Genomic DNA, 24,220 nt, shown 5'->3' with positions numbered 1-24,220 from the left:
AAAAATCGCAACCCCGACGATCGCGACCGTCGCCGCAACATTCACCCAAAACTCCTTTTTCTGCTGTTCATCCTGAATCGACGTATACGCAAACGCGCGCGTATTCAGCATCGCCGCTCGAAAATCGTTCTCTGAAACCGCCTCATCCGGATTCAACTTCTTCCATGCCTGAAACTGGTTTTTCAACTGATCGGCGTACACATTACTCCCGCTAAACAGATCATCCATCGTCACTTCTGTTTTGGGTACTTCCCGCTGTTCCTGCGTATAGCTATTCACAAAAACCGTTTCCGTCTTCGTCGCCCCAATCCGATTTGTCGTCGTAAACTTAGAGGCATCCAAGTTCCGCATGCCTTCCACAAACCGATCTAGATCTTCAAAAAACGGCCGATCCATTTTCGTATGAACAAGTTCATCCACCCGCCCAGAAAACTGGTGCAGCACGTCAAAATCCTCAAACAGCTCTTGCAGTTCTTTCTCTGAACTTTTATGACTGAATGAAATCGCTCCATCATAATCCAAGTTCCGAATGTCTTCCTCCGCTTCATCCAAGTTCTCCGATACCTTCTTCAGCTCATCAATCGCACCTTTGCCCCAAACACCTTTCCCGATCAAGTTCCCAATGCTGTCATGCGCACGATCAAAATCATCTTCCTTATAATCAACCTCTTTCACGCTGCACACTCACCTCTTTGTTGTATTCTATTTTTACATTTCCAAGTATAGCATACAATCAAAGAAGTGCTGCAATGCTTTAAAATGTTAAGCCTTGCACAGTGCTCTAACATTAAGTAGATAAATTAAAACAAGCCAACCCTCAGATGGAAAACTGAGGGTTGGCTTGTTTATTATTCTTTAATTAATTTCCCAAGTAAATTGGCGAGTAGTTCTGCGTTAATTGTGATTTTCGGCGGGCGGTCATAGACATCATCGTTCACGCGCTCCACCATCGTCAAGAGAATCACACTGTTTAAAACAAGTGCCACGGTTTCAGACTGCTCGGGCTGAACTTTTTCATCCATAAACGTTTTAATCTTCGCATTTACTTGTTCGTATAAATACTCCACAACTGTCGGATTGATAAATTCCATATCTTTGCTACCCATTTCTTTGACAGATATTACCATGAACGCTCGATATCTATCGTATAATTCTAAAATGAACTGACTTACTTCACGAAGGAAAAGTCGGCTTTCAGTCATTTCTTTAGCAAAAAATTCGTCAATCTCTGTTTTGATCATCTCAAACTGAAATTCCAGCGTCATGTGAATCAAGTTATCTTTGTTTTTGAATTTCTTGAAAATCGTCGCCTCATTGATGCCTGCCGCTTCGGCAAGTTGACGTGTCGTCGAAGCTTTAATACCATTTTTTGCCACCATCTCAAGCGTAGCTTCCATTATCGATTCATTCGTAATCACTCTTCCGCTCCTCTCACCGCATAAAGCAAGTACTTACTTAAAAACAGTATAACAGAGCAATACCTATAGTTCAAGCCGTTATATTTCACATTTTAGCAAACAAGTGTGGCAAATTTATGAATTATTATGTATGATAATGAATTGTAACATTTTCGACATAGCAAAGTCGTTAGAAACATGCAATAATGGAGAAGATGATGATATCTGTGAAAATAATTTAAAAAAAGAGGTGAGCGATCGTGAATTTAAGTAGAAAAGAGAGAATCGAAGCCGCAAAACACCATGAAAAACAATCGCCTAAGAGAAGTGTGCTAAAAAAAGGAGTTAAATTGGCAAGTTTTACAGCAGCAGCGAGTACAGTTATCGTCCCTGCTTATGCTACGCCGGCGAGTGCAGATGAAATCGCATCGAACAATCAGGATCAAGGGGATAAGGTCCTTGCAAAACCCGCGGGAAATCAAGCAAAAAATGTGGAAGCGTCTTCTGTCGCTAAGCCCTTGTCTAGCTATTCCGCAGCAGCTACATACAGCAATGTCGAAAAAAACAACCATGCGTTCAAACGCAACTGTTCAAGGTTTTATTAACCAAATCAGCAACAGCGCATCCCAAATTGCCGGAGCAAATGACTTATACGCCTCTGTTATGATAGCGCAAGCAATCCTTGAAAGCGCCTATGGAACGAGCATGTTAGGCTCTGCACCAAACTTCAACCTATTTGGCATTAAAGGTTCGTACAATGGGCAATCGGTATTGAAACAAACCTATGAGGATGACGGAAAAGGAAATCTTTATTTAGTCAATGCTTATTTCCGAAAGTATCCAACCTACCACCAATCGCTTGAAGATTATGCCCGTGTCATTAAAGGCGGACCTTCTTGGAACTCAAACTATTATGCAGGCGTTTGGAAAAGCAACACAAAATCATATTTGGATGCCACTAAGGCGTTAACGGGAACTTATGCAACCGATACAAGCTATTCGGTCAAGCTCAATAATTTGATCAAAACATACAACCTTACTCAATTCGACACTCCAGGAAGCGGTTCAGTACCTGGTTCCGGCTCCTCTGCCAATACATATTATACTGTTGTGAAGGGTGACACATTATGGCGCATTGCAACGCGTTACGGTGTTTCCGTTGCCACACTTAAATCGATGAACAACCTAAGTTCGGATACTATTTACGTCGGTCAAAAGCTGATCGTAAAAAAAGGGCCAACCCTGACCCCGCCTCCTTCTGGTGGATCAAACTCTGGAAGCGGTTCTGGAAATTCTGGCGGTTCTTCTGCTGCGCAAACTTATCAAGTTGTTGCCGGTGATTCGTTGTGGCGTATTTCAAACAAATTCGGTGTTTCCATTGCCAACTTGAAAACTTGGAACGGCTTGAAGTCCGATTTGATTCACCCAGGTCAAACGTTAAAAGTCTCTGCCGGAAATACTGCACCTGCTCCAAATCCCGGCGACAGTAGCCAAGCCTCTTACTATACCGTTAAAAAAGGCGATACGTTATGGGGTGTTTCATCTCGAAACGGCACATCTGTTGCGAGTCTTAAAGCATTAAACAACCTAACAAGCAATACCATTTACGTTGGTCAAAAGTTGCGCATAAAATAAACTGAACAGAAAACCCCTTGGAGGTTCTAAATGACTTCAAGGGGTTTCTTTTGATTTATTCACGATCTTCATTTTTCTTGCGTGATTTTCTTCCAAGTAAGAATACAAGGATTAAGAGCACTACGAGTAAAGCAATCCCGCCAATAATGTACCACATTGTGTAATCTTTCTCTAGTTCAACTGCCTTATCATTCAGCTTATCTGCTTCATCTTTTTTAATTTCAAAATCCTTCGTAAATGTCCATTTCTTGCCGCTGCCCCATGCCGTTAATTTCAACGTGTACTTTCCGGGCTTGAACTCTTGGTTATCCCAGTTAATCCCAAAATTGAAATTGGAATTTGGTGCCATCCGCATGTTATCTTTTTTCGCTTGATGCAGCACTTTGCTACTGCCTTTTTTTTGTAACTGACGCCTCAACCTTCAAATCTTTAATCATCGTTTGTTCCGTGTTTTGCAAGTTTGCCTTCAAAACATTACGGTAATTAACTTGCGAAGGTGTGATCGCATTTAGCTTCATGTCTGGTGCAACCTCTTTATCTGTTTCACGTAGCATGACGCCAATCACATAAGCATAGCGGTTTTCAATTTGAACCCCTTTATTCGCTTCGTCTGCTTTTTTGTCATCTTCTTTTTCCTTAAAATGAAGTCCGCCAAGAATGATTCCGTCAAAGAACTCTTTTGGCATCGTCACCTTAATCTTAATACTTTTTTGGCTTTTAGCAGGAATCGTAGTGGTTTCTTCGACTTCTGCAATTTTTGAAAATGGGTATTTCAACGTTTTATCGAATTTTGGATTTGTCCGGCTATAGTCGACAATTCCATTATCATTTGTTATCGCTGTGTTGGCGTTGTTTTCAATAATAATATCTTGATTTTGCGAATTTGTAACTACTACTTCAAGTTCTTGAACCTGACCTGGCTCCATCTGCAAGTCAAAGTAAGTTTTCGTCTTATCAATTTGATTCTCAGGAATATTCGAAATGACCGAGAATCCCATCGAAGTTCCAGCTTTTGCTGTTGTTGGTACTAGTAAAATAATTAACATACTCATCAAAAAGAATGGGAGTATGAGCCATCTTTTCTTCATATTGAATCTCCTTCCACACATAAAATAGGTGCGGGGACAAAAATTTGTTTTCATCCCCGCAGCCCATCTGCTAAAACATCGGCTTAAGGCGCCGAACTAAGCGTCCACGTTAGCGTTGACGTATAAGTTTCTCCCGCCACCTTAACCGTTTCAGCTGGAACATGAAGCGAAATATTAGAGTTGAAAGAACTGCTGTTAAGTCCTTCTGCATCTCCAAATGCTACTGTCCAAACTGACATCCCCTCATTCGCTGAAGCTGTAACAACCGATTCTGGAGTTGATCCGATTGCAACCCGCGAGTTGATTAGGCTAGGTTTAAATTTTTGATCCATTTTTGAATTCACAGTTGTGCCGCTTAAGATCAATTCTGCACCGGTTAAAACCTTGTCTGATGTACTTTTAAATTCCGTACCGCTTACCATGAGTTCCCAACCTTGATTTAAACCCGTATTATCTGTAATCTGCACATACTGAGGAACATATTTAGTGATCGTACCATCTGAAACTGGCTTAACTTGCGTATAAAGCGGATGATAAGTGGTATCTTTCCCGTAAATCTTTTGCGTACCAAACGAAATGTTTGAAGCAAAATCAATTCGCAAGGCCCCAGATGTTGGTGTAACAGGATCTGTTGGATTTACTTCTTCAGTTGGATCGACAGGGTTTACTGGCTGCGTCGTTCCATCATCATCACCAACAAATTGAACGCTCGAGTCACTGCTGTCTCCCGCTGCCAAAACTGTCTGAGTGCCGGCAAAGAAAAACATCATCGCAAGCATTGCCAGTGTGAAAAATTTTCCCGCCTTCATACTTAAAAGCTCCTTTTAATCAGTCAGGTGTATCTGCAAGAGTCCAAGTTAGAGTTGTTACATATTTTCCAGCTACTTTCGCAGTATCCCCTGGTACTGTTAGTGAGATACTAGTTGCGCCTGCCGTTTCATCAGCACCAAAAGTATCAAACCAAGTACCCATACCTTGTTGGTCTTGCGCCACAATTGCATCAGAAGAAGTTGTTCCGTCTGGAGTTAGTGTAATTGCGCTTGCAGTTGGTGTATTACCAGCTGTTTTTTTGCTTGATTTCATTGTTGGGTTCTCAAGTTTAAGAATTGCACCAGTAAGTTCACTTGCACCGTTTTTAAATTGAGCATCTTGAACAACAGTCAGCTTCCAGCCAGCATTCGAACCGCGATTATCCGTGATTTGGATGTAGTTCGGTTTGTTAACGATTGTTCCCGATGGAATTTCTTCAAGTTTATCGAGCTCTGCATAGTAAACCTCGTTGTTACCCGAGATTTTTTGTGTTCCGAAGTGAAGCGTCGAAACATAATCAATACTTAATGGTCCAGCCGTTGGAGTCGGTGTATCAGGATCTGTTGGATTGATCGGCTTATCCGTATCCGGATCTTTTGGTCCAGTTGGATCTGTATTCGTTTCGAAAATGATATCTCCTTTTGAAGTTGTCGAGCCGCCATCAGCCGCTAAAGCTGTTGTGCTCATGCCTGATACTCCTAAAATTGTTACTAAACCTAGTGCTGTAATTTTAAATGTTTTGTTCATTTCAATATCTCCCTTAATTATATTAGTATGGTGAATCTATTAATTCCCAAGTTAACGAAGTCGTGTAGTTGCCTGCCACTTTCTTCGTTTCATTTGGAAGTACTACCTGTACACTTTTTCGTGCCTGTGCATCTGTCCCCCCGAATGCGTTGACCCATGTTCCCGGACCTGTTCCAAACTTTGCGATAATGACATCGCTTGAACTATCACCATTTGGATCAAGTGCGATCACATTTACACTTTGTGGATACTTCTTGCTACCGGCACTTTTTAACGTGCTATTTAAAAACTTGATTTCAGCCCCTTTTAATACATTTGAGCCGCTCTTTAATTGACCATTTTGCTTCACTGTCAGGCGATAGCCGCTTAATGTTCCACGATTATCTGTCACTTGAACATAGTTGGGAACTTTTTTTGTGATGCCTGTCTTTTTAACAGTAACGCTGGTCAGTTCTGCAAAATAAGTTTCCGTCTTTCCGCTGATTTCATGCTTGCCAAATTGAATGTTCGATGCAAAATCAATACTTAGCGGGCCAGGTGTCCCCGGCATAATCGGCTGATCTGAATGCGGTACAACTTCATTACCTGGGTCATTCGGATCAACCGGATTAGTGCTGTCAAAATTGCTAGCATAATAGATATCTGCCTTTGAAGAAGTACTGCTTTTAGCTGCCACTTTTTCACTAATCGGAAAAAGCGATATTGCTAAGATAACTGCTAACATGGCTCCGACCTTTGCTTTGGAGTGTTTGCGTTTTTTTCTTTTCAGCAGCCAGAAAGCAATTAATCCTGTTAAAAGAACAGCCCCGCATAGCGGATAAAGTAGTTCTGACTGATCGCCTGTGTGTGGTAATATGCCAGACTGTTTCACTTTGTCATCTGCATTTGGGTCTTCAATCGGCTGAGGTTTATGAACATTAGGAGGGTTTTGACTAGGCTTTGGTTCCTTTTGTTCACCCGTCAGCGTTAAACCGACTTGTGAATCGTAGCTTGACGCCTGAATCATTTTTTGCGGAAACAAACTCAGAAACATGGCCAATACGAGCAGGCTGGTTAGTAAAAACTTTTTCATCACCAAACCCCTTTTCATGGCGAGTTTTCAAGCGTCCAGACAATCTTTGTCTGATAGCTTCTGCCGCTTCTGATATTTCCTGGTAAAAGGTCAAGCATCAATCCCAGATCGCCGGTCGGATTTAAATCAACCTCTGTCGTTCCAAGGCTCGCAGTTTCTTTTTCAAAAACCGGAGTGGTTCCTTGGTCATTGATCGGCAGATAGCGCGTTGTTCCATCACCATTTTTCGTTGCGATTACCAAGCTGTCTTCTAGTGTGTCACTCTCAGTCGTTGTATACGGCGCATCCAAGGTAGCCGTCAGTTTCCATCCTTGCCGATCAGCACGCTGATCCTCGACAATCACCTTCGTAGCACTTTCAGGCTTGATACGCTGTTCATAAGAACGAATTTTTTGCGTGCCAAATGAAATATCATCGGGAATCTGTTTGATGCTTAACGTCCCAGGCATAACAACCACAACAATCTTCGCTTTCACATCACGGATTTGAATTTCGATTTCATCATAAAGATTTGCGCTATTTGTTAGCCCGCCTCGGTTTGTAACTATAATTTCATCTGTAATATCAACTCCACTTGGAATTTCCCAAGCTTGTGCAAGCGATCGCTCGATAATGAACTTATCAAGTTCCGCCTCATCTGTTGGCACTTCACTTTCTGCTGCAAAAAATCCTTCCGAACGAAGTAAAACAGTATCTGAAAGAGATGAACTGTCATCTTCTACAAAAACCGGAATGATAACCACTGTAGAGTTTCCAGCTTTATCTGTAATCATAATCTCAGCAGTTGAATAACCCACTTTATCCATTCTTGGATTTTTGGTAAACACAAGCGTCAAATTCGTATCATCTGTTCCTGCATTGTCCTTAAGATCCGTCAATAATGCTCGCGGATCCGTCTCAAATGATGAGTTAATTTCAACGATTTGGGTCTTAGGATTAGCACTTGGTGCCGTTGTGTCGCTCACTGTCTGCACATCTGATTTTTCACTAATATTTGATGCCGCATCCGTTGAAACTGCATAATAACTGATGTAAGGCTCAAGCGGTTTTTGTGTATCCGATAGTGTGACAGTGTACTTGCCATCAGCTCCTGCTGTTACCGTTTCAAAAACAGTGTCATCATCTGCACGATGAATCGTTACTGTGCTATTCGCTTCCGCTGATCCAGTAATAACAGCATCAACATCCTTGATCGCATCTAAGGTTGGTTTATCAGGCGCTGTTTCATCTACTACAGTCGATTCAACCACATGACTTTTACCATCTAAATAAGCATAGGCAACGACTTTGTTTCCCCCCGTTAGATATTCTCCATCAGGAAGTGTGAAAGCATATTCCCCAGTTACATCATCAGCTTTCACATGGTATTTCTTCGTATCTGATTCTGCTTGTGCATCGATTGTTCCTTCTGGAATTGCACTATCACCTGTTAAATAAATCCATGCACCTGGATTTGAAATCCCCCTAATAACATGACTATTTTGATCAGATTGTTTATCCGTCAGGTTATTAATTGTTACATCTACATCTGGTATCCATTCAAACAGCACACGTTTAAAGTTTTGCGTTCGATAAAAGTCTCCAAAATCTTTTGCCGTTTCATTCAAAATACTTCCGCCAGTCGCTGATGTCACATTTCCATTTGCATAAATAACTGACATATCGTACATTGGATACCAATCATACGAAGGTTTCTCGACTGCTGCATCCGCTACCAACCATGCCTTCACACGCTGAATAGACGCTGTAAATGTTCCGTTCGTTGTCATATAGATAAGACGCGTATTGGCATGTGTATTTCTTCTTGCATCTAAATCAATTTCTTCTGCATCTGCAAAATTAAATGTTGAGGTTGCCCCGATTGAGACCAAATTTTTAGCAGCTGTACCATCTGTAGAAAGATGGAAGCTCCCTTTTCTTCCGATTTCAAACTTACTTTTTGATCCCGTCTTCACAAGACTCCCTGTACTTGTTCCTTGATTATTCGCTACAATCGATAGTTTCGCTCCACTCGCAACAGTGAATTCGCCGCCCGTTCCAACAACAATAGGGTTTTTATCGTAAGCATCTGTAAACGGTCCATTCATTTCCATGCTAAGCGTCGCCCCATCAAGGAGTTCCACTTTGGAGTTCGATCCCATCGAAATTCCGCCACGAGTTGAATTGTCTGGGGAAGTAATTTTCACTTCCGCATTTTTGTTAACGATGAGATTTCCATTCATTTCAATATTAGTCCAAGCGCCTTCTCCTGAAAGCCCGTTTCCGCCGCCCTCAAGATTAAGTTTCGCACCTTCTTCAACGATTGCACTTCCTGTTGCCCCACCTGTACCAAGTCGTAGAACCGTTCCGTTTTCCGTCGTTCCAGTGTAACTTGAACCTGCTTTAAAGATGATATTCGTAATCTCAAGATTAGACTGATTTGCCTGCGCGTTATAAATTTTACCGTCAATCGGGCTTGTGTATGAATTCACAGAACGATTGACGATCGTTCCTTTAATGGTCATATCTGCTTCAATAGAGTACGTATACTGGGCTCCGATGTAAGTCATATTATCAATGACATATTGAGACTTTGCCGATACATTACCGGATAAGCGAAATGGGCCCCAGTAGTTTTGCCCGTATATAGCGATATCTCGAACTTCTAAATTAACTGTCGTTGTACTGAAATTCATCCTATAGCCACGCCGTCTAAAATCGACTTTTATATCAGGTGTATTGCCGCGAACAAGTAAATCTCGCGCCGGTACAACCAAGTTGGCCTCACCCGCTGCTGTACTCGTATATTGCGTAAAAGCAAAATCATTCATCACGACGATCTCGCCGATATTGGCATCTTTCATCGCTTCTTCCAATTCATCTGCATTCGTTACATAAGCCGTTGTTCCTACACGGGCAGCTTTTGTCAGGATAGATTCCTTTTGTTTCACAGACTGACCATCATTTTGCTTCTCTTCATTAACTATTTCTGTAGTTGGCTGATCCTCTTCCGAAGTGACCGCTTCCTCTCGTTCAATAACCATAAACTTCAGAGAGTTGGAATAAACAGTTTCTTCAGTAGATTCTTTCGATAAAACTAAATCATACGTACCGATTTTTTCTGATTTAAAGAAAAGATTAGCCTTGTCTCCCTTGAATGCTTTAGCTGGAATTGTCAATTCGTTCGTAGTTTCATCAAATGTGACAGCTTCACTTTCATTTTCACGTGAAGTCTCTTCACTTAAGAAAGCAACATCTTCAGGAAGTACCATTTTAAGCTCTTCTTCATCTGCTAGTTCTTCATCGCTGACCGTCAGCTGAAAAGTTTCGTTTTGAAACGCGTACTCCTTTTCAGAAGCTAATGTGATTTTTTTTTGAGGCATACGCTCGGTCTAGAAGTCCACTAATCCCATTTGTTCCAAGCGGAAGGGCGAGTCCCAATATCAAAACAAAGCAGCCGATTAAAAAGCAATAAGAGATTGTCCTTTTACTCAAATTCTCACCTCACTTTGAAATAAGATAGTGCTTACCTCACCAAGTAATTCTGTTGCCATTTTCTTAATAAATCCGATACCACGCTGCCTTAAAAATAGAGTTTAATTTATTATTTTTAGAATAGTATGAGGATTCTATTACTTTTTTAGCATAGATTACTGAGAGGACTGAATTTACTATCTTCTATTAGAAATGGAATCTAAAAGATTTACTTGCGATGATAAAAAAACAGTATTATTACACTGTTCCTTGTAAGCACCTTTATTATACCATGAGAATTTTGTAAAAAAATAGCCTTTCAGAGCTTTATCTTCTATCTTTTTTTTAAAATTGTCACGAAATAGTCACATAAAAAAACTTGACAAAAATATTTTTTTGTCAAGTTTTCCATTTTTTTTATCATATTTTACAAAATTTCCAATTTAAAAATGATGGAAACTTTCTACTGGCATCACGAAAACCGTTGCACCGCCTACTTGTACCTCAATTGGGTAAGGTACGTAGGTGTCAACTGTTACACCAAGCGAAGCAGAAGGAGTCATCATTTGTTCGCGAGCTTTGCAATTATCACGAATAATATCTAAGGCATCGTCCACACGCTCATCTTCCACCCCGATAATAAACGTTGTATTCCCAGCTTTCAAAAATCCACCCGTTGTTGCAAGCTTTGTTGCTCCAAAATTATCCTTCATCAGTGCATCTGAAAGTCGATTGCTGTCTTGATCTTGCACAATTGCGAAAATCAGTTTCATTTCTATCATCCCCTTCAAAAGTACCTTTTCCCTATTATAGCAAAACATCACATTATTTCCTTACTAATTTGCACCCACTTTTTCACAATGCTTTCATTCCGTGTCAGCTATCGTGTCCAAAATATCCATTAAGATAGTATCCGTGATCTCCTCCGGTGACCGCGTACCATCAACCCGCACGAAGCGATCAGGGAACATCGCGATAATTTCTTCGTATCCTTGCTGTACCTTATCATGGAAGCTGACATCTTCTTTGTCGAGCCGATTAACTTCGCGTCCCTTATTCGCCGCAATCCGTGCAAGACCAATCTCAGCCGGCACATCAAGATAATACGTTTTATCCGGAAACGTGTCCTCGATGGCGAACAAATTGATGTCAAGCACTTCCTTGATGCCGATGCCGCGCCCAGCACCCTGATAGGCAAGCGAGCTGTCCACAAATCGGTCGCAAAGAACATGTTGACCTGCTTCAAGCGCAGGACGAATTTTTTCAACCACATGCTGCCTGCGAGCCCCCGCTATCAAAAGCGTTTCTGTACGCGGGTCCATTTCTTCATTGCCGATACCGAGTACAATATCTCGCACCTTCTCAGAAATCGGACTGCCGCCCGGTTCGCGTGTTTTAATAAAATCAAGCCCCGCCGCTTCCATTTTCTCGATCAAAAGCGCGAGTGCTGTAGTCTTCCCTGAACCATCCGGCCCTTCAAGACTGATGAAAATCGCCATTCCTTCCACTCCTTCATCAATATCCACACCCGATTATATCATAAAAAGACTTCGATAAAACCTTCTTTTAACCTTTTCCCCCCGTGGAAATGTCTGCTTTGAACTTGCTTCAAATACAAAATCTCCCTTTCAGATAACTTTTCTCCCCTTAATACACCAGGAATTCCAGGCGGATAGAGCGCCACATTTTCTGCCGCGACAGCTCCCGCTGCTTCGCCAAGCGGCACAAACCCCGTCTCCCGCGCCGCCATATCTTGATAGGAAATCGCAAGTTTCGATACGCGCGGGACGGCCAAGTTCGGCATTTCCATTTCCGCTTGCTCGGGCTTGTGCCAGCGTATCTTCCCGATTGGTGCAAAGTCCATTCCCTTCGCCATCAGCGGCAAGATCAAAAGCACTTGGCGGGCATCCGCGAGTTCGGGATAGAATCCAAATTTTTCAAGCTCGCTCGCGATAGCGTATCCGGAATAACCCGTTTTCCGCACGATCAGCTTCAAAGGATCATCCGGCAAGATAAGCGAAAGCTCTTGTTTCTCCAAAAAACGTAGCCACTTCGCACGCATCTTCCAAAATGCTTTGAAATCTTCATCCGAATAGAGCGCCACATAGCGCCTTGCCACATCAAGCGATGCCATCACGAGGTAAGATGGGCTACTCGATTGCAGCATCTCAAGGTAGTGACGCACATGCGCTAGTTTCTTATTGTTGATATGTAAGTAAGCGCCCATCGTGAGTGCCGGAAGAGTCTTATGCGCCGACTGCACAACCGCATCTGCCCCCGCGCGAAGTGCTTCGCGCGGGAATTCATCGCTTGCGATAAAGTGCGCGCCATGTGCTTCATCAACGAGGGCAAAGGCGCCAAATTGATGGGCAAGTGCCACGATTCGATCGAGCTGAAAAGTCGTTCCGTAGTAGCTTGGATAGGTCACGATTACTGCCCGAACATTTTCATTTTCGCGTAACACTTGTTCGAGCAAAACAGGGTCAATCCCAGATGCGGTTCCGGTTTCTGGATCAAGCCGCGCTTCAAGAAAAATCGGTTCGGCTCCAGCTAATTCGAGTCCGTGGATAACTGACTTATGCGCGTCTCGTGCCACAACAACTTTGTCACCGCGAGTCACAGCAGCAAGAATCATCGCTAAGTTGCCGCTTGTTGAACCTCCTACAAGAAAAAAAACTTTCTTCTGCTCCGTAAGCTTCTCGCAGCAACTCTTTTGCTTCAAGAATCACACTTTCTGGGTGATGCAGATCATCCATTCCACTGATTTCTGTTAGGTCGTATTTTAATATTTCCTGCCATTTGCCCGCATAAAGCAAGCCGTTCTTATGTCCGGGTACATGAAGCGATACTGGGTTTTGTGCGACGTGTTTTTCGATGGCTTCAAGTAGCGGCGCTTTTGTTTGTTTCTCCATGACAAGGCCTCCCTTTTCCTTCCTCATTGTACCACTTCAAGCGCTTAAAACGAACTATGAAAGCAATTTCAAAAAAAAACGTTTCAATGACACTCAGTTCGGGAATTTCCTAGTGTAATGTATGTTCATTCTAAGGAGGAGTAGGGCTGATGAAAAAAATTATCAATGCTGCTGATCAAGTTGTTGAACAAATGGTGGAAGGTCTCGCAAAGTCGCATCCTGATCTGGTTGAACGTGTTCCGGATACTCGTGTTCTCGCTCGTGTCGATAAGCGTCCCGGAAAAGTCGGGCTCGTGAGCGGCGGCGGATCGGGTCATGAACCGGCTCATGCTGGCTATGTTGGAAATGGAATGCTTTCTGCGGCAGTTTGCGGAGATGTTTTTACTTCCCCAACGCCAGATCAAATTCACGCAGGGATTAAGGCTGCCGATCAAGGCAAAGGAGTACTTTTAATTGTCAAAAATTATACCGGCGATGTGATGAACTTTGATATGGCGAAGGAACTCGCGGAAATGGATGATATTCAAGTAGAACAAATTATTGTCAATGATGATATCGCGGTGGAAGACAGTACGTTTACGACTGGACGGCGCGGGGTTGCTGGGACAGTGCTTGTACACAAGATTGTCGGAGCAGCGGCAGAAGCCGGAGCAAGTCTTGAGGAGCTTAAAGCGCTGGGCGAAAAAGTAACCGCTTCCATTAAGACGATCGGGGTGGCGCTGTCGCCTTGTACGGTTCCTGAGGTCGGGCATCCCGGATTCGAGCTTGGGCCGGATGAAATTGAGCTTGGGATTGGGATTCACGGGGAACCGGGATTCAGCCGTGAAAAGATTATGCCCTCTCAAGATTTAGCGAAACAACTGCTCGAACGTATCGATAATGAGCATCATTTTGCGGCTGGTGATAAGCTCGTCGTGCTTGTAAATGGTATGGGTGCAACTCCGCTTATGGAGCAATATGTATTTGCAAATGATGTTCATGAATGGTTAGGAGCAAAGGGCACGTCGGTTGAAAAAACGCTTGTCGGCGACTATATGACTTCGCTCGAAATGGCCGGAGTTTCGCTTACGGTGCTTAAGCTTGCGGACGAAAAATGGCTAGATATGTTGAATTATCCGGTTCGAACGATAGCTTGGAATTAATGTTGGGGAGGAAAACAGCATGGGTTTTGATAAAAAATGGGCGATCCGTTTTCTTGATGATTTTGCGGATCGCGTAATTGAAAATAAACAGTTGCTCAGTGATCTCGATCAAGCGATTGGAGATGGTGATCACGGTGTCAATATGGCGCGTGGATTAACGGAGCTTAAAAAGGTACTTGCGGAAAAAGAACCAGCCACATTAGCGGACGTCTTTAAGACGACAGCCATGACTCTGCTTAGCAAAGTCGGCGGCGCATCTGGCCCGCTTTATGGTTCGGCTTTTCTCGGAATGAGCAAGGCCGTAAATGCTGATACACTTAGTCCGGATACGCTTCCGGATGTGTTTGAAGCCGGCTTAAATGGCATCGAAAATCGCGGGAAGTCGCATGCAGGCGAAAAAACGATGATTGATGTGTGGGAACCGGTGATCAATGCGATGCGGCAAAATGAATTCACAAGTGATGCAATCGAAGCAGCGCTGCAAAAAACGAAAGATATGAAAGCGACAAAGGGTCGGGCATCTTATCTCGGCGAACGGTCAATTGGCCATCTTGATCCTGGCGCGTACTCCTCAGCTTTGCTATTTCAAGCGCTGCTTAAAGCGGAAGGGGAATAATAAAAATGAAACCATTTGGGATTGTAGTGATTTCGCATTCAAAGGATGTTGCAAAAGGCGTTCATGATATCATCAGTCAAGTTGCGGCAGATGTTTCGATTACTTATGCAGGCGGAACGGATGACGGTGGGATTGGCACAAGTTTCGACAAGGTGAATCAAGCGTTTCTGGATAATGCGGCGGACAAGGTTTATGCATTTTACGACCTTGGCAGCGCCAAAATGAACATCGAGACGGTGAAGGAGCTTTCGGATAAGGAAATTATTCTATATGATGCTCCCATTTTAGAGGGCGCATATGCGACTGCCGCACAGGTTCAAATTGATGAAAAGCAAGAAGTAATTGAAGCCAATTTGAAATCAATCGTGATTAAATAACGAACAGCCGGATAGATTTCGCCAAGCGACTATCCGGCTTTTTTTCGTGCAACCGCGGCAGGTTTTTGTTATCCTAAAAGTGGAAACGTGAGATGGAGGGAAGAATGATGAAGGCTTTTACGGATAATTTGAAGCTGAATAATGGGATTTTAATGCCACGGCACGGTTTTGGCGCTTATAAATTGGTTGATGAAGGGGAGCTGCATCGTTCGCTTGAAACGGCGGTAGAAACGGGATACCGGCTATTTGATACGGCGCAGTTTTATCATAATGAGAAATATATTGGTGATTTTTTTTCGCTCCTCTGGGCTAAAGCGTGAGGATTATTTTATTACGACGAAGGTTTGGAATACGGATCAAGGTTACGACAAGACGCTTAAGGCGTTTGAAGCGTCGCTTAAGAAATTGAAGCTCGATTATATTGATTTGTATTTGGTGCACTGGCCAAAGGTGGATACTTTTTTTGAAACGTGGAAAGCGCTTGAACGGCTTTACGATAAGGGGCTTGTTCGAGCGATTGGGGTTTCAAATTTTGAAGCGCACCACTTGGATCGGTTGATGACGAAAGCCAATGTTTTGCCAGCTGTTGATCAGCTGGAGTCCCACCCCCATTTTCCAAACAGCCTCTTGCACCGCTATCTCGAGGAGTTGCACATTGTTCATCAAGCTTGGAGTCCGCTCGGGCGCGCGACGGTTTTGAAGGAGCCTGTGCTAAAGAAAATCGGGAAGAAATACGGGAAAACTCCGGCTCAGGTTGTGTTGCGCTGGCATATTCAAAACGATGTCAGCATTATTCCGAAATCTGAAAAACCAGAGCGTATTCGCGAAAATGCCGCTATTTATGATTTTGAACTGACACGTGAGGAAATGCTTTTGATTAAGCAACTTAATCGAGGTGAGCGAGTCAGTCACGCACCTGATGTGGTTTATGTGAGGACGGAACCAGAAGAATTTTGATTTAAAAAAAGAGATTTGCGCCTTTTCCGGCGGCAAATCTCTTTTTTGCTACTTTTTCATTTAATTGTATCTACTAGTTCAAATGATTGGCATATCAAAATCAAATCTGGCGTAAATGTCATTCCGTATTCTTTCATCTCTCGCTTGAAGAACTTTTCATGTTCTGTATACCAATAATCGTAGCTCAAATCACCCTCGCCTTCAGAGCGCGCAAACTCTAGGGATACTTCATTCATCGGCATTTCTTCAACAGTTGTATATTTGATGATCGCTACTGGATCGCCGTCGCCGTTTAAGATGATATCATATTGTCCGACAACGGGTATCGATTCGTTTTCAAAATCATAGCTGACTTTAGCTCCACATGTTCCGGTCTTTTTACCCGAAAGTACTAGCGCTACCAGTTCATCGGCCATTTTTTTACTGCCGTCGCCAAACATCCAATAACTTGGTACCTGTGTGTCTAATTTATTTTCATTTGCATATTTTACCCAGTATTCTTCCGTTTTCTTATTCACGTTTTACCTACCTCCCTCTTTGGTACTTCATTTTCAATGAACCTCTGTGAAGCTAAAATAAATGGGCTGTCAGATACTTTCCAACAACCCTAAATCGAAATAGAAGGCTTTTGCCGCAAAAAGTTTCCCTTTTGTAATCAAGTGCCTTTTTTACTATACAATTTTTACTTTCTTTTGCCGCTTACTTGGCGGTGTCTTGCTTCTTTAAACAAGTAGAAATATTTAGCTTCCGCTTTTTTCGCCTCAAATTCAAGCCGCGGATCATATTCAAAACTTTTTCGCACGAGCATTTTTTTGTTGGTGCCAATTTTCCTGCGTAATTTCGATTAATTCCATCAAATACGCATCATAATTCTTATGCAGTTTGCCTATTTTTTTTCGGTTTTTTATGTCCGCCGTGACGGTCACTTCTTGATTCCATCGTTTTCCACCTCTAAAATTGTTAAACTTCCCGTCTGCCTTCGAGTGCTTTTGAAAGTGTTACTTCATCCGCATACTCTAAATCGCCGCCTACTGGAAGGCCATGCGCAATTCGGGTTACTTTAATGCCGCTTGGTTTAACTAGCCGGGAAATGTACATGGCGGTTGCTTCACCCTCGACATTCGGATTAGTCGCTAAGATGACCTCTTCGACTTCTTCATTTTGTAGCCGCTTAATTAGATCAGCTATGTTGATATCTTCTGGCCCAACGCCGTCCATTGGCGAAATCGTCCCATGAAGCACGTGATACAAACCGTGATAATCGCGCATTTTTTCCATCGCAATAACATCACGCGGTTCTTCCACGACACAAATTACACTGCGGTCACGACTCGTATCTGAACAAATATAGCACGGGTCTTGATCGGTAATGTGTCCGCAAACGGAGCAAAATGTTAAATTCCGTTTGGCGTCAACAAGCGCCTTGGCAAAGCCCAGCACGTCATCTTCTTTCATATCTAAGACGAAAAAAGCAAGCCGCGCCGCCGATTTCGGTCCAATCCCAGGCAGCTTCATAAAGCTGTCTATTAACTTCGTGATCGGCTCTGGATAATGCATATATACATCGCTCACTTTCAAAAAAGCAGGCAGGACAACTTCGGTCCTGCCGCCGTAAACTTTATTATAGTCCTGGAATGTTCATTCCTTGTGTAAATTTGCCCATCTTTTGCGAAGTCGTTTCTTCAAGCTGCTTTAATGCATCGTTCGTTGCCGCGAGCACAAGATCTTGTAGCATTTCGACATCTTCCGGATCGACTACTTCTTCTTTAATGACTACGTCTAATACTTGACGTTTTCCGTCGATTTTAATCGTAACCATTTCACCGCCTGCTGTTCCTGTGAACTCAGAAGCTTCCAGTTCAGCTTGTGCCTTTGCCATTTCCTTTTGCATTTTCTGCATTTGTTTCATCATACCTTGCATATTACCCATTCCACGCATAAATAATTCTCCTCTTCTTCATTCTTATTTATTCTTTTACTTCTAGTAAATCTTCTCCAACTAGTTTAGCTGCTTCACTGACAAAACTGTCTTCCGGTTCGGGTTCACCTGTTTGCGGTGCCCCTTCGCCTTCAGTATGTTCCTCGTCACCAGCCGCGTGCGTTTTAATAAAATTTTCGCGCACGTCATGCCACTGATCTTCTGGGATACCGATGAATGAATAGTTCGTTTGCGTCAGTTTTGAAATATTAGCTTCCACCGTTTCAACAAACGACGTATTATCCATCGCCATTTGACAGTGAATCTCATGCTTAAATTTTAACACAAAAGTGTCATCAGAGGCAGCTACAGGTTCTGCATCGTTTAAAAGTGCGGCTTGCGAAGCCATTAACATCGACATTAAGTCGCTCCAGACACTCCTGATCATTTGCAAATCTTTTTTCTTTGCAACGCCAAGCACATGATTGATCTTGCCGACTGGTGCTTTAAAGCCTTTGCTGTTGTTTAAGGTAGCTTTCTTTGAACGGCTTGGTTTTTCAGCCGATGATTCGGCTGCTTTTACACCATTTTTTTTTCAAAGATTCTATTTCAGAACGGAGAGCGCGTACTTCGGATTGAAGCATCGTCACAGCTTCTGAATCTGTGGTCGCTTCTGTAGAACCAGTTCCGACAGCCACCCTGCTTTTCGTTTGCGTTAACTGTACAACAGCAACTTCAACGTAAATCCCCGGATGGTTGGAAAATCGCATTTGCTGCTGTGCTTTATTAAGCAGATCGACTGAATCGTAAATCCGGCTGGCATCCGCCTTCTTCGCCAGAGCTTGAAAAGGTTCATCCGCAACAGCTCGTTCCAAAGTTTCTTCAAGTTGCGGCGCTTTTTGATAAAGCAGTATGTCGCGGAAAAAAAACAAGCAAATCTTCAACAAGTCTGACTGGATCTTTTCCTTCTGCAAGTAGCTCGGCCAGTTTCTGGATAGCCGCTTCGGCATCGCTTTCCATGATGCTGTTAACGAGTTCCGTAAGCAGATTTTGGGAAACGGAGCCAGTGATCTCAAGCGCGTCGGTCACAGTGACTTCCTCAGACCCATATGAAATGACCTGATCAAGCAAACTTAGAGCATCGCGCATGCCGCCCTCAGCCGCTCGAGCAATAATCGTCAAAGCCTTTTCATCAAAAGCAATTTTTTCTTCGTTTAAAATATAAGCCATCCGCTCCGTGATATCCTGCGTTGTAATTCGTTTGAAGTCAAAACGCTGAACCCGCGAAATGATTGTAAGCGGCAGTTTATGCGGCTCAGTTGTTGCTAAAATAAAAATGACATGTTTCGGTGGTTCTTCAAGTGTCTTAAGGAGCGCATTGAAAGCCCCAGTTGAAAGCATGTGAACTTCATCAATAATGTAGATTTTATATTTAGAAACTGTTGGTGCATATTTTACTTTTTTCCCGAATATCTCGAATTTCTTCAACCCCATTATTGCTCGCAGCATCAATTTCAAGAACATCTGGATTTGTACCTTCTGTAATCGATTTGCACGTTTCACACTCATTGCAAGGTTCGCCGTTTTCGCCTCGTTCGCAGTTGATTGCTTTTGCAAAGATTTTCGCCGCGCTGGTTTTTCCCGTTCCACGAGGTCCGCTAAACAAATAAGCGTGCGATGTTTTATTTTGAGTGATTGCGTTTTGAAGCGTCCGAGTGACATGGCCTTGCCCGACAACATCATCAAACGACTGCGGCCTGAATACACGATATAATGCTTGATATGCCATCTTTCACTCTCCCTAAAAGCTTTAGTAGTTACATTATAGCTTACTTCGCTTCGTTTGATAAGGAGAAACTTATTTTTTAGAGCTAAAAAAAAGCATGCACTAAGTAGCAGTGAATGCTTTCGTTTTTTCAGAAATTTAACCTTCAATTTTTGCTTCAGTTTCCGCTTTGGTTTTCTTCGCTTTACTTTCATTGATGACAGATTGCTCGATCGCTCTAAGCAAGTTTCGCGCGCGTTTTTTGCGGAAAAAGCCGAATAAGAAACCAACGATCATATCGTTTAACTTCCGCATCGTTTTATCGGATTCCATTTTCTCATTATAGGTAACCTCACACGTTGTTTCGCTGGTTGCGACGATAGAATAGGTTGTGATGTGTTTATTTACGCTAGTAGCTGTTTCAAATTGATAAACCTCGTTTGGCGTTACTTCGCTAATCGTGGTTGTTGTTCTTACCCCGTTCGCCATCGTCCGTTGATAAGAAAACCCTTGAAGCTGGCGAAGTTGTTTGGCTTTCCCAGTTGATTTTTTAATATCATAAATAACCGATCGAATAATAGCGTCAAAACATTCCTTCTGGGAAATAAAAAGCTTTTGCGAGACATTCATTTCTTATCCCCTCCCTGTCCTTTATTTTTTTTAATGCCGGTCACAACTAAAAGGACTCCGATTGCGACGATAATGAGCCCAGTGACCATCATCGGAGTACTTGCCGCGCCATCTTTTCCAAACGACGGGCTAAACATAATAACCATTAAACCTATACAAACAATAAAAAGACTATTTGCGATTTTCATAAATGATCCCTACCATTCCTAGATCGTATCAAATAAATGTGCCGCCTCAAGGAGCTTCTTTTGTAACCTGCGAGACCGCTTCTTATTTATTTTACCGTTATGCTCGTGGCGTTGCAATACGAAATCTTAATATTTTATACAATCAGGCTTATCAAAATGACTAAAAAAGTGACTTCTTCTTCCTTCTTTATAATGCAATTATCGTGCCAACCTAAAAATTCGCACCCCTTACTGTAAGCCCGATGCCGCATTAAAATTTTATACACGCTTGCTTTTCAAGTGTGTATTTTCTACACTGAAAAATTCGATGATTGTGGTATAATCAAACTAAGAAATCGAGGTGAGCCGAATGGCATTAAAATCTGATATGCCAGAAGAAAGCAGAAACAGCAAAGTGATCAAACGTGATACATTTTCGATTGTATTTCCTGATGATAAAATGGCAAAAAAAGATGACCAAGATAAGTCGTCCCCGCAAAAAAATGACTTGGAAACTGATGATTGATTCAGTTTCTTTTTTTATCCCGGTTAATCGAGAGTCGGAATCATAATTTCTACCCCTAATTTTTATTGATTCGTTATATATTCCAAAAAACACGTATTACCAGTATGCCATAAGCTTTTATTTTCAGTTGTTTCTTTTCCGTAATTTTTCGCTTGAGTACATATTTTTAGCTTCTTTTTTTTCTTAATAAACGTGCGCTCTGATGGCATACCACCTCCGGAAAAGACAAACGGCAAAAGTTTGAGCTTTTGCCGTTTCTACTAATCTTCCCTTACAGCATCCCAAAGTGGGCAGTGATATTCCACTGGTTCGTTATTTGAGATACGTTTACGATTTTATAAAATCATCATTTGAAATAAGAATGCAAACTCTCTATATGCATTCCAGAAATTACTAAATTCACTTTTACCCGAAACCGACGCCCATTCCCCTGATACGTATACCTCAAAGAAATTTTGCGCTTTTCGATTCTCACCTGATATTCTTGTCTGTTATTATCCTTTCCTTCAAAAATACTATAGCACAAAGAAGAATAACCGAGTGTCTTTATATCTTTTTGTAACATTTCCTGATCGTCTTTTGTTTCTTTGTTCCTTTTAGTTTATCTCCTTTAGCAATCCTAATTTTTTGCACTATGTTTAGACTTTCTATTAAATTCAATCTCAATTTCTGGTAACTTATTAAGATCACCAATAGTCCCATTAGCTTTCTTGGGGCTGTATATTAATTCTAGATGTAGAAAAAGAAACGACCAAGTTCAATCGCTTCTTTTCCCAAAAATAATTTTTCACAATAAATACAGCTAGCTTTTTGTTAGCTACTAACAACTTGATTAGTAAGTTTAGGCTTACTAGTCAAAGCTTTATCACTTGATTACCAGTCTCGTGATAAAGTGCCTTTTTTATTATTTAATTATTTTCCCCAAAAAATGATACTGTATCCTTAAGGACTTTTTTAATAGTAATTTTTTCGCAAACTATCTCCATTGTCATGATTGATAAGTCAAAAAAATTTTATAAACTCATCACCGTTATCATATTTAGAGACAGATACATCTTGCATAAAGTAACCTAATTGCCCTTTGTTCATATCACATACTTTCATATTACTATCTAGAGTAAAATTATTTTCATATGACACTTTATAACAATGTATAAATTCAAGGATATATACATCTGTTTCTTCACCTTCAAATATCACTTGAATCTCATCCCCAAAACACAATGATTTCAAATCAAGTACTCTGGCATCCCAATACTCTATATCTTCTATTATTTTTTTGTTTTTCCATATCTCCTCCTAATTTCCGAATGGAATATGTGCATCTTTACTTTTCCAACCCACAGTATTTCCATTATTGTCAAATAAGTGTACATGATCGTACTTAGTATTTTTATCTGGTGGATCTATCTTCATTCTGACTTTACCAGTCGAATCTCTAACATGTATAAATCTATTATTTTCTGTATACTTCCACCCATCAGGCAGACTACGCAAAATTTCATTTTTTGACATTTTCGATATATCGGGGAATTTATTATTTTTAAAATCTAGTTTATCTCCACTGGCTTTCTTGGGGCGGGAGACTTATCATTTTAGCATGTAAAGTTGGCATTGATAATCCCACCTTTTTAATTTTTATAGAACTAATTACAATTCAATTTAAACATCAATAATTTTTCATTGTGAGGATATGCTTCTCCATTTAATTTCTTTACATACAAAACTTGTCACAGTTTCATCTTCAATATCTTCGCTAGTATACCAATAAAACCCATCTTCTTGCTTAGTAAAACGAGCACCTAATATATCTAAAGTCAAATCCAAGTCATTGTTTATATGAAATTTACTAACTCCTCTTAAACATAATTCTATATTTGTCATAAACTCTGATTGTCTTTGTATCAATAAATTCACTACTGGTTCTGTATTCATTATCATCGAATATTCCTCATCTACATAGGTACCACTTGAATACGTCAAACTTTTTATACAACTATCATGAAAATTATTGATCAATTGCATTAATTTATCAATATCTGCTTGAGTTTCTAATTCTTCCCATTCCATTAATTATCTCCCCTTATTTCAATCTTTTTGGTTTATTAGGATTTGTCCAATCCCACTTGTGTCTATGTGGAAATTCATGTGTTCCATCATCTGAATGATTAAAATCTATATCTTCTTTTGCCCTACCTTTGTCATCATAATATCTTCTTTGCTTTACGCTTCCGTCAGGATTAAGAATATCTGCTGAAGAATTTGGTTTTCCATCTCTTGGTAACCCCCCCTTTTCCACAACCTTATGATTCAACATTTTTTCGCCTTTTTTAATAATATTTCTAAAATCAGCTCCACTAGATTTCTCCATTATACCATCTGCCTTACTTCCCCCGCCAAGATTCACATCAAACCGCTGCAACGTAGCCTGCCATTTTTCTGTCTGCGCGAGCACCTTCGAACTACCAGAAGCATCCAGTCCACCAATATCCGCCATCGCTAACTGCTGCCGCGGCGGTAAGTTCAAACTATTCTCCCATTTCGCTCCGATGTTCCCGATCGTATCCAAACCGTGTGTCAACTTGTCCACTCCGCTATGCGCCGCCCCTTTCAAACTTCTTACCCGCATCTCCGCTTGATTCTTCCCGATCCGAACCAAATCCTCTGCTTTCGACACCGCTGTTTGCTTTCCGCGCATCACCAGCCGACTAAGTTCCGCTAAGTGTCCCGTTTCCCCGAGCACTCGTGTCCCGCCAGACATCGCCTTTACGCCCGGAACTAGGTCAAACAGCGAAAATGCTCCACGTAATGCGCGTTCCGACGTATCCATCTCACGCCCCGTCAGCCAATCTTTTCCCGTCACTGCCGCACTCATTTCTAGACTGCCATAAGCCGCCCCAAGCACGAGACCAGCAGGCGGACAAAAAATCGCAACCCCGACGATCGCGACCGTCCGCCGCAACATTCACCCAAAACTCCTTTTTCTGCTGTTCATCCTGAATCGACGA

At 41.8% G+C, this 24,220-nt stretch carries 21 protein-coding genes and 6 pseudogenes; 6 read left to right on the top strand and 21 right to left on the bottom strand.

Annotated elements, in window-relative coordinates; genetic code table 11:
* A partial coding sequence (locus MFLO_RS11955; RefSeq protein WP_036098228.1) for a DEAD/DEAH box helicase family protein occupies positions 1-675 on the bottom strand: 675 nt, incomplete at its 3' end.
* 173 nt (positions 676-848) lie between these two features.
* A complete protein-coding gene (locus MFLO_RS11950) occupies positions 849-1,418 on the bottom strand; it encodes a TetR/AcrR family transcriptional regulator (RefSeq protein WP_036098227.1) in 570 nt (189 codons plus the stop codon).
* 239 nt (positions 1,419-1,657) lie between these two features.
* Here MFLO_RS11950 and MFLO_RS11945 point away from each other — a divergent pair.
* Positions 1,658-3,032 (top strand): annotated as a pseudogene (locus MFLO_RS11945) (LysM peptidoglycan-binding domain-containing protein).
* 55 nt (positions 3,033-3,087) lie between these two features.
* On the opposite strand, the pseudogene MFLO_RS16900 reads toward MFLO_RS11945, so the two are convergent.
* The 8 genes and pseudogenes from MFLO_RS16900 to MFLO_RS11905 all read right to left on the bottom strand — a co-directional run bounded on the left by MFLO_RS16900 (position 3,088) and on the right by MFLO_RS11905 (position 13,114).
* Positions 3,088-4,120, bottom strand: a pseudogene (locus tag MFLO_RS16900) (WxLIP family cell surface protein).
* An 83-nt stretch (positions 4,121-4,203) separates the two neighbouring features.
* The gene (locus MFLO_RS11935) at positions 4,204-4,929 is read right to left on the bottom strand and encodes a WxL domain-containing protein (protein WP_051993642.1); all 726 of its coding nucleotides are present in this window, start codon (positions 4,927-4,929) and stop codon (positions 4,204-4,206) included.
* A 19-nt stretch (positions 4,930-4,948) separates the two neighbouring features.
* Positions 4,949-5,677 (bottom strand): WxL domain-containing protein, encoded by a 729-nt coding sequence (locus MFLO_RS11930; protein ID WP_036098226.1) that lies wholly within the window; start codon positions 5,675-5,677, stop codon positions 4,949-4,951.
* Positions 5,678-5,699: 22 nt separating this feature from the next.
* Entirely contained in the window at positions 5,700-6,749 is a 1,050-nt protein-coding gene (locus tag MFLO_RS11925; RefSeq protein WP_051993641.1) for a WxL domain-containing protein, read from the bottom strand.
* A 14-nt stretch (positions 6,750-6,763) separates the two neighbouring features.
* A complete protein-coding gene (locus MFLO_RS11920; RefSeq protein ID WP_036098225.1) occupies positions 6,764-10,111 on the bottom strand; it encodes a pectate lyase-like adhesive domain-containing protein in 3,348 nt (1,115 codons plus the stop codon).
* Positions 10,112-10,645: 534 nt separating this feature from the next.
* Positions 10,646-10,975 (bottom strand): cyclic-di-AMP receptor, encoded by a 330-nt coding sequence (locus tag MFLO_RS11915; protein WP_036098224.1) that lies wholly within the window; start codon positions 10,973-10,975, stop codon positions 10,646-10,648.
* Positions 10,976-11,068: 93 nt separating this feature from the next.
* On the bottom strand, positions 11,069-11,701 hold the full coding sequence (gene tmk / locus MFLO_RS11910; protein WP_036098230.1) for a dTMP kinase: 633 nt from the start codon (positions 11,699-11,701) through the stop codon (positions 11,069-11,071).
* 38 nt (positions 11,702-11,739) lie between these two features.
* Positions 11,740-13,114: pseudogene (locus MFLO_RS11905) on the bottom strand (aminotransferase class I/II-fold pyridoxal phosphate-dependent enzyme).
* Positions 13,115-13,263: 149 nt separating this feature from the next.
* Between MFLO_RS11905 and dhaK the strand changes: the two are divergent.
* The 4 genes and pseudogenes from dhaK to MFLO_RS11885 all read left to right on the top strand — a co-directional run bounded on the left by dhaK (position 13,264) and on the right by MFLO_RS11885 (position 16,206).
* Complete coding sequence (gene dhaK / locus MFLO_RS11900; RefSeq protein ID WP_036098223.1) at positions 13,264-14,256, top strand: dihydroxyacetone kinase subunit DhaK; 993 nt, start codon at positions 13,264-13,266, stop codon at positions 14,254-14,256.
* Positions 14,257-14,275: 19 nt separating this feature from the next.
* On the top strand, positions 14,276-14,872 hold the full coding sequence (dhaL, locus tag MFLO_RS11895; RefSeq protein ID WP_036098222.1) for a dihydroxyacetone kinase subunit DhaL: 597 nt from the start codon (positions 14,276-14,278) through the stop codon (positions 14,870-14,872).
* 5 nt (positions 14,873-14,877) lie between these two features.
* Entirely contained in the window at positions 14,878-15,249 is a 372-nt protein-coding gene (gene dhaM, locus MFLO_RS11890) for a dihydroxyacetone kinase phosphoryl donor subunit DhaM (RefSeq protein WP_036098220.1), read from the top strand.
* Between the two features lie 104 nt (positions 15,250-15,353).
* Positions 15,354-16,206 (top strand): annotated as a pseudogene (locus MFLO_RS11885) (aldo/keto reductase).
* Positions 16,207-16,262: 56 nt separating this feature from the next.
* On the opposite strand, the gene MFLO_RS11880 reads toward MFLO_RS11885, so the two are convergent.
* The 7 genes and pseudogenes from MFLO_RS11880 to MFLO_RS11850 form a co-directional block, all read right to left on the bottom strand.
* Positions 16,263-16,724 carry an ASCH domain-containing protein gene (locus MFLO_RS11880; protein ID WP_036098219.1) on the bottom strand — a complete coding sequence of 154 codons (462 nt, stop codon included), beginning with the start codon at positions 16,722-16,724 and terminating at the stop codon, positions 16,263-16,265.
* A 164-nt stretch (positions 16,725-16,888) separates the two neighbouring features.
* Positions 16,889-17,145 (bottom strand): annotated as a pseudogene (locus MFLO_RS15445) (YaaL family protein).
* Positions 17,146-17,166: 21 nt separating this feature from the next.
* Positions 17,167-17,763, bottom strand: a complete 597-nt coding sequence (gene recR / locus MFLO_RS11870; protein WP_036098217.1) for a recombination mediator RecR — start codon at positions 17,761-17,763, stop codon at positions 17,167-17,169.
* Positions 17,764-17,827: 64 nt separating this feature from the next.
* The gene (locus tag MFLO_RS11865) at positions 17,828-18,145 is read right to left on the bottom strand and encodes a YbaB/EbfC family nucleoid-associated protein (RefSeq protein WP_036098216.1); all 318 of its coding nucleotides are present in this window, start codon (positions 18,143-18,145) and stop codon (positions 17,828-17,830) included.
* A 28-nt stretch (positions 18,146-18,173) separates the two neighbouring features.
* Positions 18,174-19,913, bottom strand: a pseudogene (gene dnaX / locus MFLO_RS16895) (DNA polymerase III subunit gamma/tau).
* 135 nt (positions 19,914-20,048) lie between these two features.
* Positions 20,049-20,519, bottom strand: a complete 471-nt coding sequence (locus tag MFLO_RS11855; RefSeq protein WP_036098215.1) for a DUF3284 domain-containing protein — start codon at positions 20,517-20,519, stop codon at positions 20,049-20,051.
* Entirely contained in the window at positions 20,516-20,707 is a 192-nt protein-coding gene (locus tag MFLO_RS11850) for a DUF3188 domain-containing protein (protein ID WP_036098214.1), read from the bottom strand. Before MFLO_RS11850 ends, MFLO_RS11855 begins: the two co-directional genes overlap by 4 nt.
* 349 nt (positions 20,708-21,056) lie before the next feature.
* Between MFLO_RS11850 and MFLO_RS15865 the strand changes: the two genes are divergently transcribed.
* Positions 21,057-21,212 carry a hypothetical protein gene (locus tag MFLO_RS15865; protein WP_173400584.1) on the top strand — a complete coding sequence of 52 codons (156 nt, stop codon included), beginning with the start codon at positions 21,057-21,059 and terminating at the stop codon, positions 21,210-21,212.
* A gap of 346 nt (positions 21,213-21,558) precedes the next feature.
* Here MFLO_RS15865 and MFLO_RS15165 read toward each other — a convergent pair whose 3' ends face one another.
* The 4 genes from MFLO_RS15165 to MFLO_RS16555 form a co-directional block, all read right to left on the bottom strand.
* A complete protein-coding gene (locus MFLO_RS15165) occupies positions 21,559-21,777 on the bottom strand; it encodes an Imm59 family immunity protein (protein WP_420912536.1) in 219 nt (72 codons plus the stop codon).
* A 437-nt stretch (positions 21,778-22,214) separates the two neighbouring features.
* Positions 22,215-22,412, bottom strand: a complete 198-nt coding sequence (locus MFLO_RS16560) for a hypothetical protein (RefSeq protein ID WP_241433648.1) — start codon at positions 22,410-22,412, stop codon at positions 22,215-22,217.
* A gap of 480 nt (positions 22,413-22,892) precedes the next feature.
* Positions 22,893-23,282, bottom strand: coding sequence for a hypothetical protein (locus MFLO_RS11840; protein WP_036098212.1), 390 nt, complete (start codon positions 23,280-23,282; stop codon positions 22,893-22,895).
* Positions 23,283-23,295: 13 nt separating this feature from the next.
* Positions 23,296-24,177 carry a hypothetical protein gene (locus tag MFLO_RS16555; RefSeq protein ID WP_051993640.1) on the bottom strand — a complete coding sequence of 294 codons (882 nt, stop codon included), beginning with the start codon at positions 24,175-24,177 and terminating at the stop codon, positions 23,296-23,298.
* Positions 24,178-24,220: the final 43 nt, after the last annotated feature.

This window comes from Listeria floridensis FSL S10-1187 (assembly GCF_000525875.1).
Lineage (GTDB): Bacteria > Bacillota > Bacilli > Lactobacillales > Listeriaceae > Listeria > Listeria floridensis.
Note: the sequence above shows the minus strand (reverse complement) of the source record. Positions and strands in the feature narration are given on the sequence as shown.

What these genes read in the sequence shown, in the direction of transcription:
- MFLO_RS11935 (WP_051993642.1), bottom strand. Translation starts at nt 4,929, where the DNA reads ATGAAGGCGGGAAAATTTTTCACACTGGCAATGCTTGCGATGATGTTT.
- MFLO_RS11930 (WP_036098226.1), bottom strand. Translation starts at nt 5,677, where the DNA reads ATGAACAAAACATTTAAAATTACAGCACTAGGTTTAGTAACAATTTTA.
- MFLO_RS11925 (WP_051993641.1), bottom strand. Translation starts at nt 6,749, where the DNA reads ATGAAAAAGTTTTTACTAACCAGCCTGCTCGTATTGGCCATGTTTCTG.
- MFLO_RS11920 (WP_036098225.1), bottom strand. Translation starts at nt 10,111, where the DNA reads ATGCCTCAAAAAAAAATCACATTAGCTTCTGAAAAGGAGTACGCGTTT.
- MFLO_RS11915 (WP_036098224.1), bottom strand. Translation starts at nt 10,975, where the DNA reads ATGAAACTGATTTTCGCAATTGTGCAAGATCAAGACAGCAATCGACTT.
- tmk (WP_036098230.1), bottom strand. Translation starts at nt 11,701, where the DNA reads ATGGCGATTTTCATCAGTCTTGAAGGGCCGGATGGTTCAGGGAAGACT.
- dhaK (WP_036098223.1), top strand. Translation starts at nt 13,264, where the DNA reads ATGAAAAAAATTATCAATGCTGCTGATCAAGTTGTTGAACAAATGGTG.
- dhaL (WP_036098222.1), top strand. Translation starts at nt 14,276, where the DNA reads ATGGGTTTTGATAAAAAATGGGCGATCCGTTTTCTTGATGATTTTGCG.
- dhaM (WP_036098220.1), top strand. Translation starts at nt 14,878, where the DNA reads ATGAAACCATTTGGGATTGTAGTGATTTCGCATTCAAAGGATGTTGCA.
- recR (WP_036098217.1), bottom strand. Translation starts at nt 17,763, where the DNA reads ATGCATTATCCAGAGCCGATCACGAAGTTAATAGACAGCTTTATGAAG.
- MFLO_RS11865 (WP_036098216.1), bottom strand. Translation starts at nt 18,145, where the DNA reads ATGCGTGGAATGGGTAATATGCAAGGTATGATGAAACAAATGCAGAAA.
- MFLO_RS11855 (WP_036098215.1), bottom strand. Translation starts at nt 20,519, where the DNA reads ATGAATGTCTCGCAAAAGCTTTTTATTTCCCAGAAGGAATGTTTTGAC.
- MFLO_RS11850 (WP_036098214.1), bottom strand. Translation starts at nt 20,707, where the DNA reads ATGAAAATCGCAAATAGTCTTTTTATTGTTTGTATAGGTTTAATGGTT.
- MFLO_RS15865 (WP_173400584.1), top strand. Translation starts at nt 21,057, where the DNA reads ATGGCATTAAAATCTGATATGCCAGAAGAAAGCAGAAACAGCAAAGTG.
- MFLO_RS15165 (WP_420912536.1), bottom strand. Translation starts at nt 21,777, where the DNA reads ATGTTACAAAAAGATATAAAGACACTCGGTTATTCTTCTTTGTGCTAT.
- MFLO_RS11840 (WP_036098212.1), bottom strand. Translation starts at nt 23,282, where the DNA reads ATGGAATGGGAAGAATTAGAAACTCAAGCAGATATTGATAAATTAATG.
- MFLO_RS16555 (WP_051993640.1), bottom strand. Translation starts at nt 24,177, where the DNA reads ATGTTGCGGCGGACGGTCGCGATCGTCGGGGTTGCGATTTTTTGTCCG.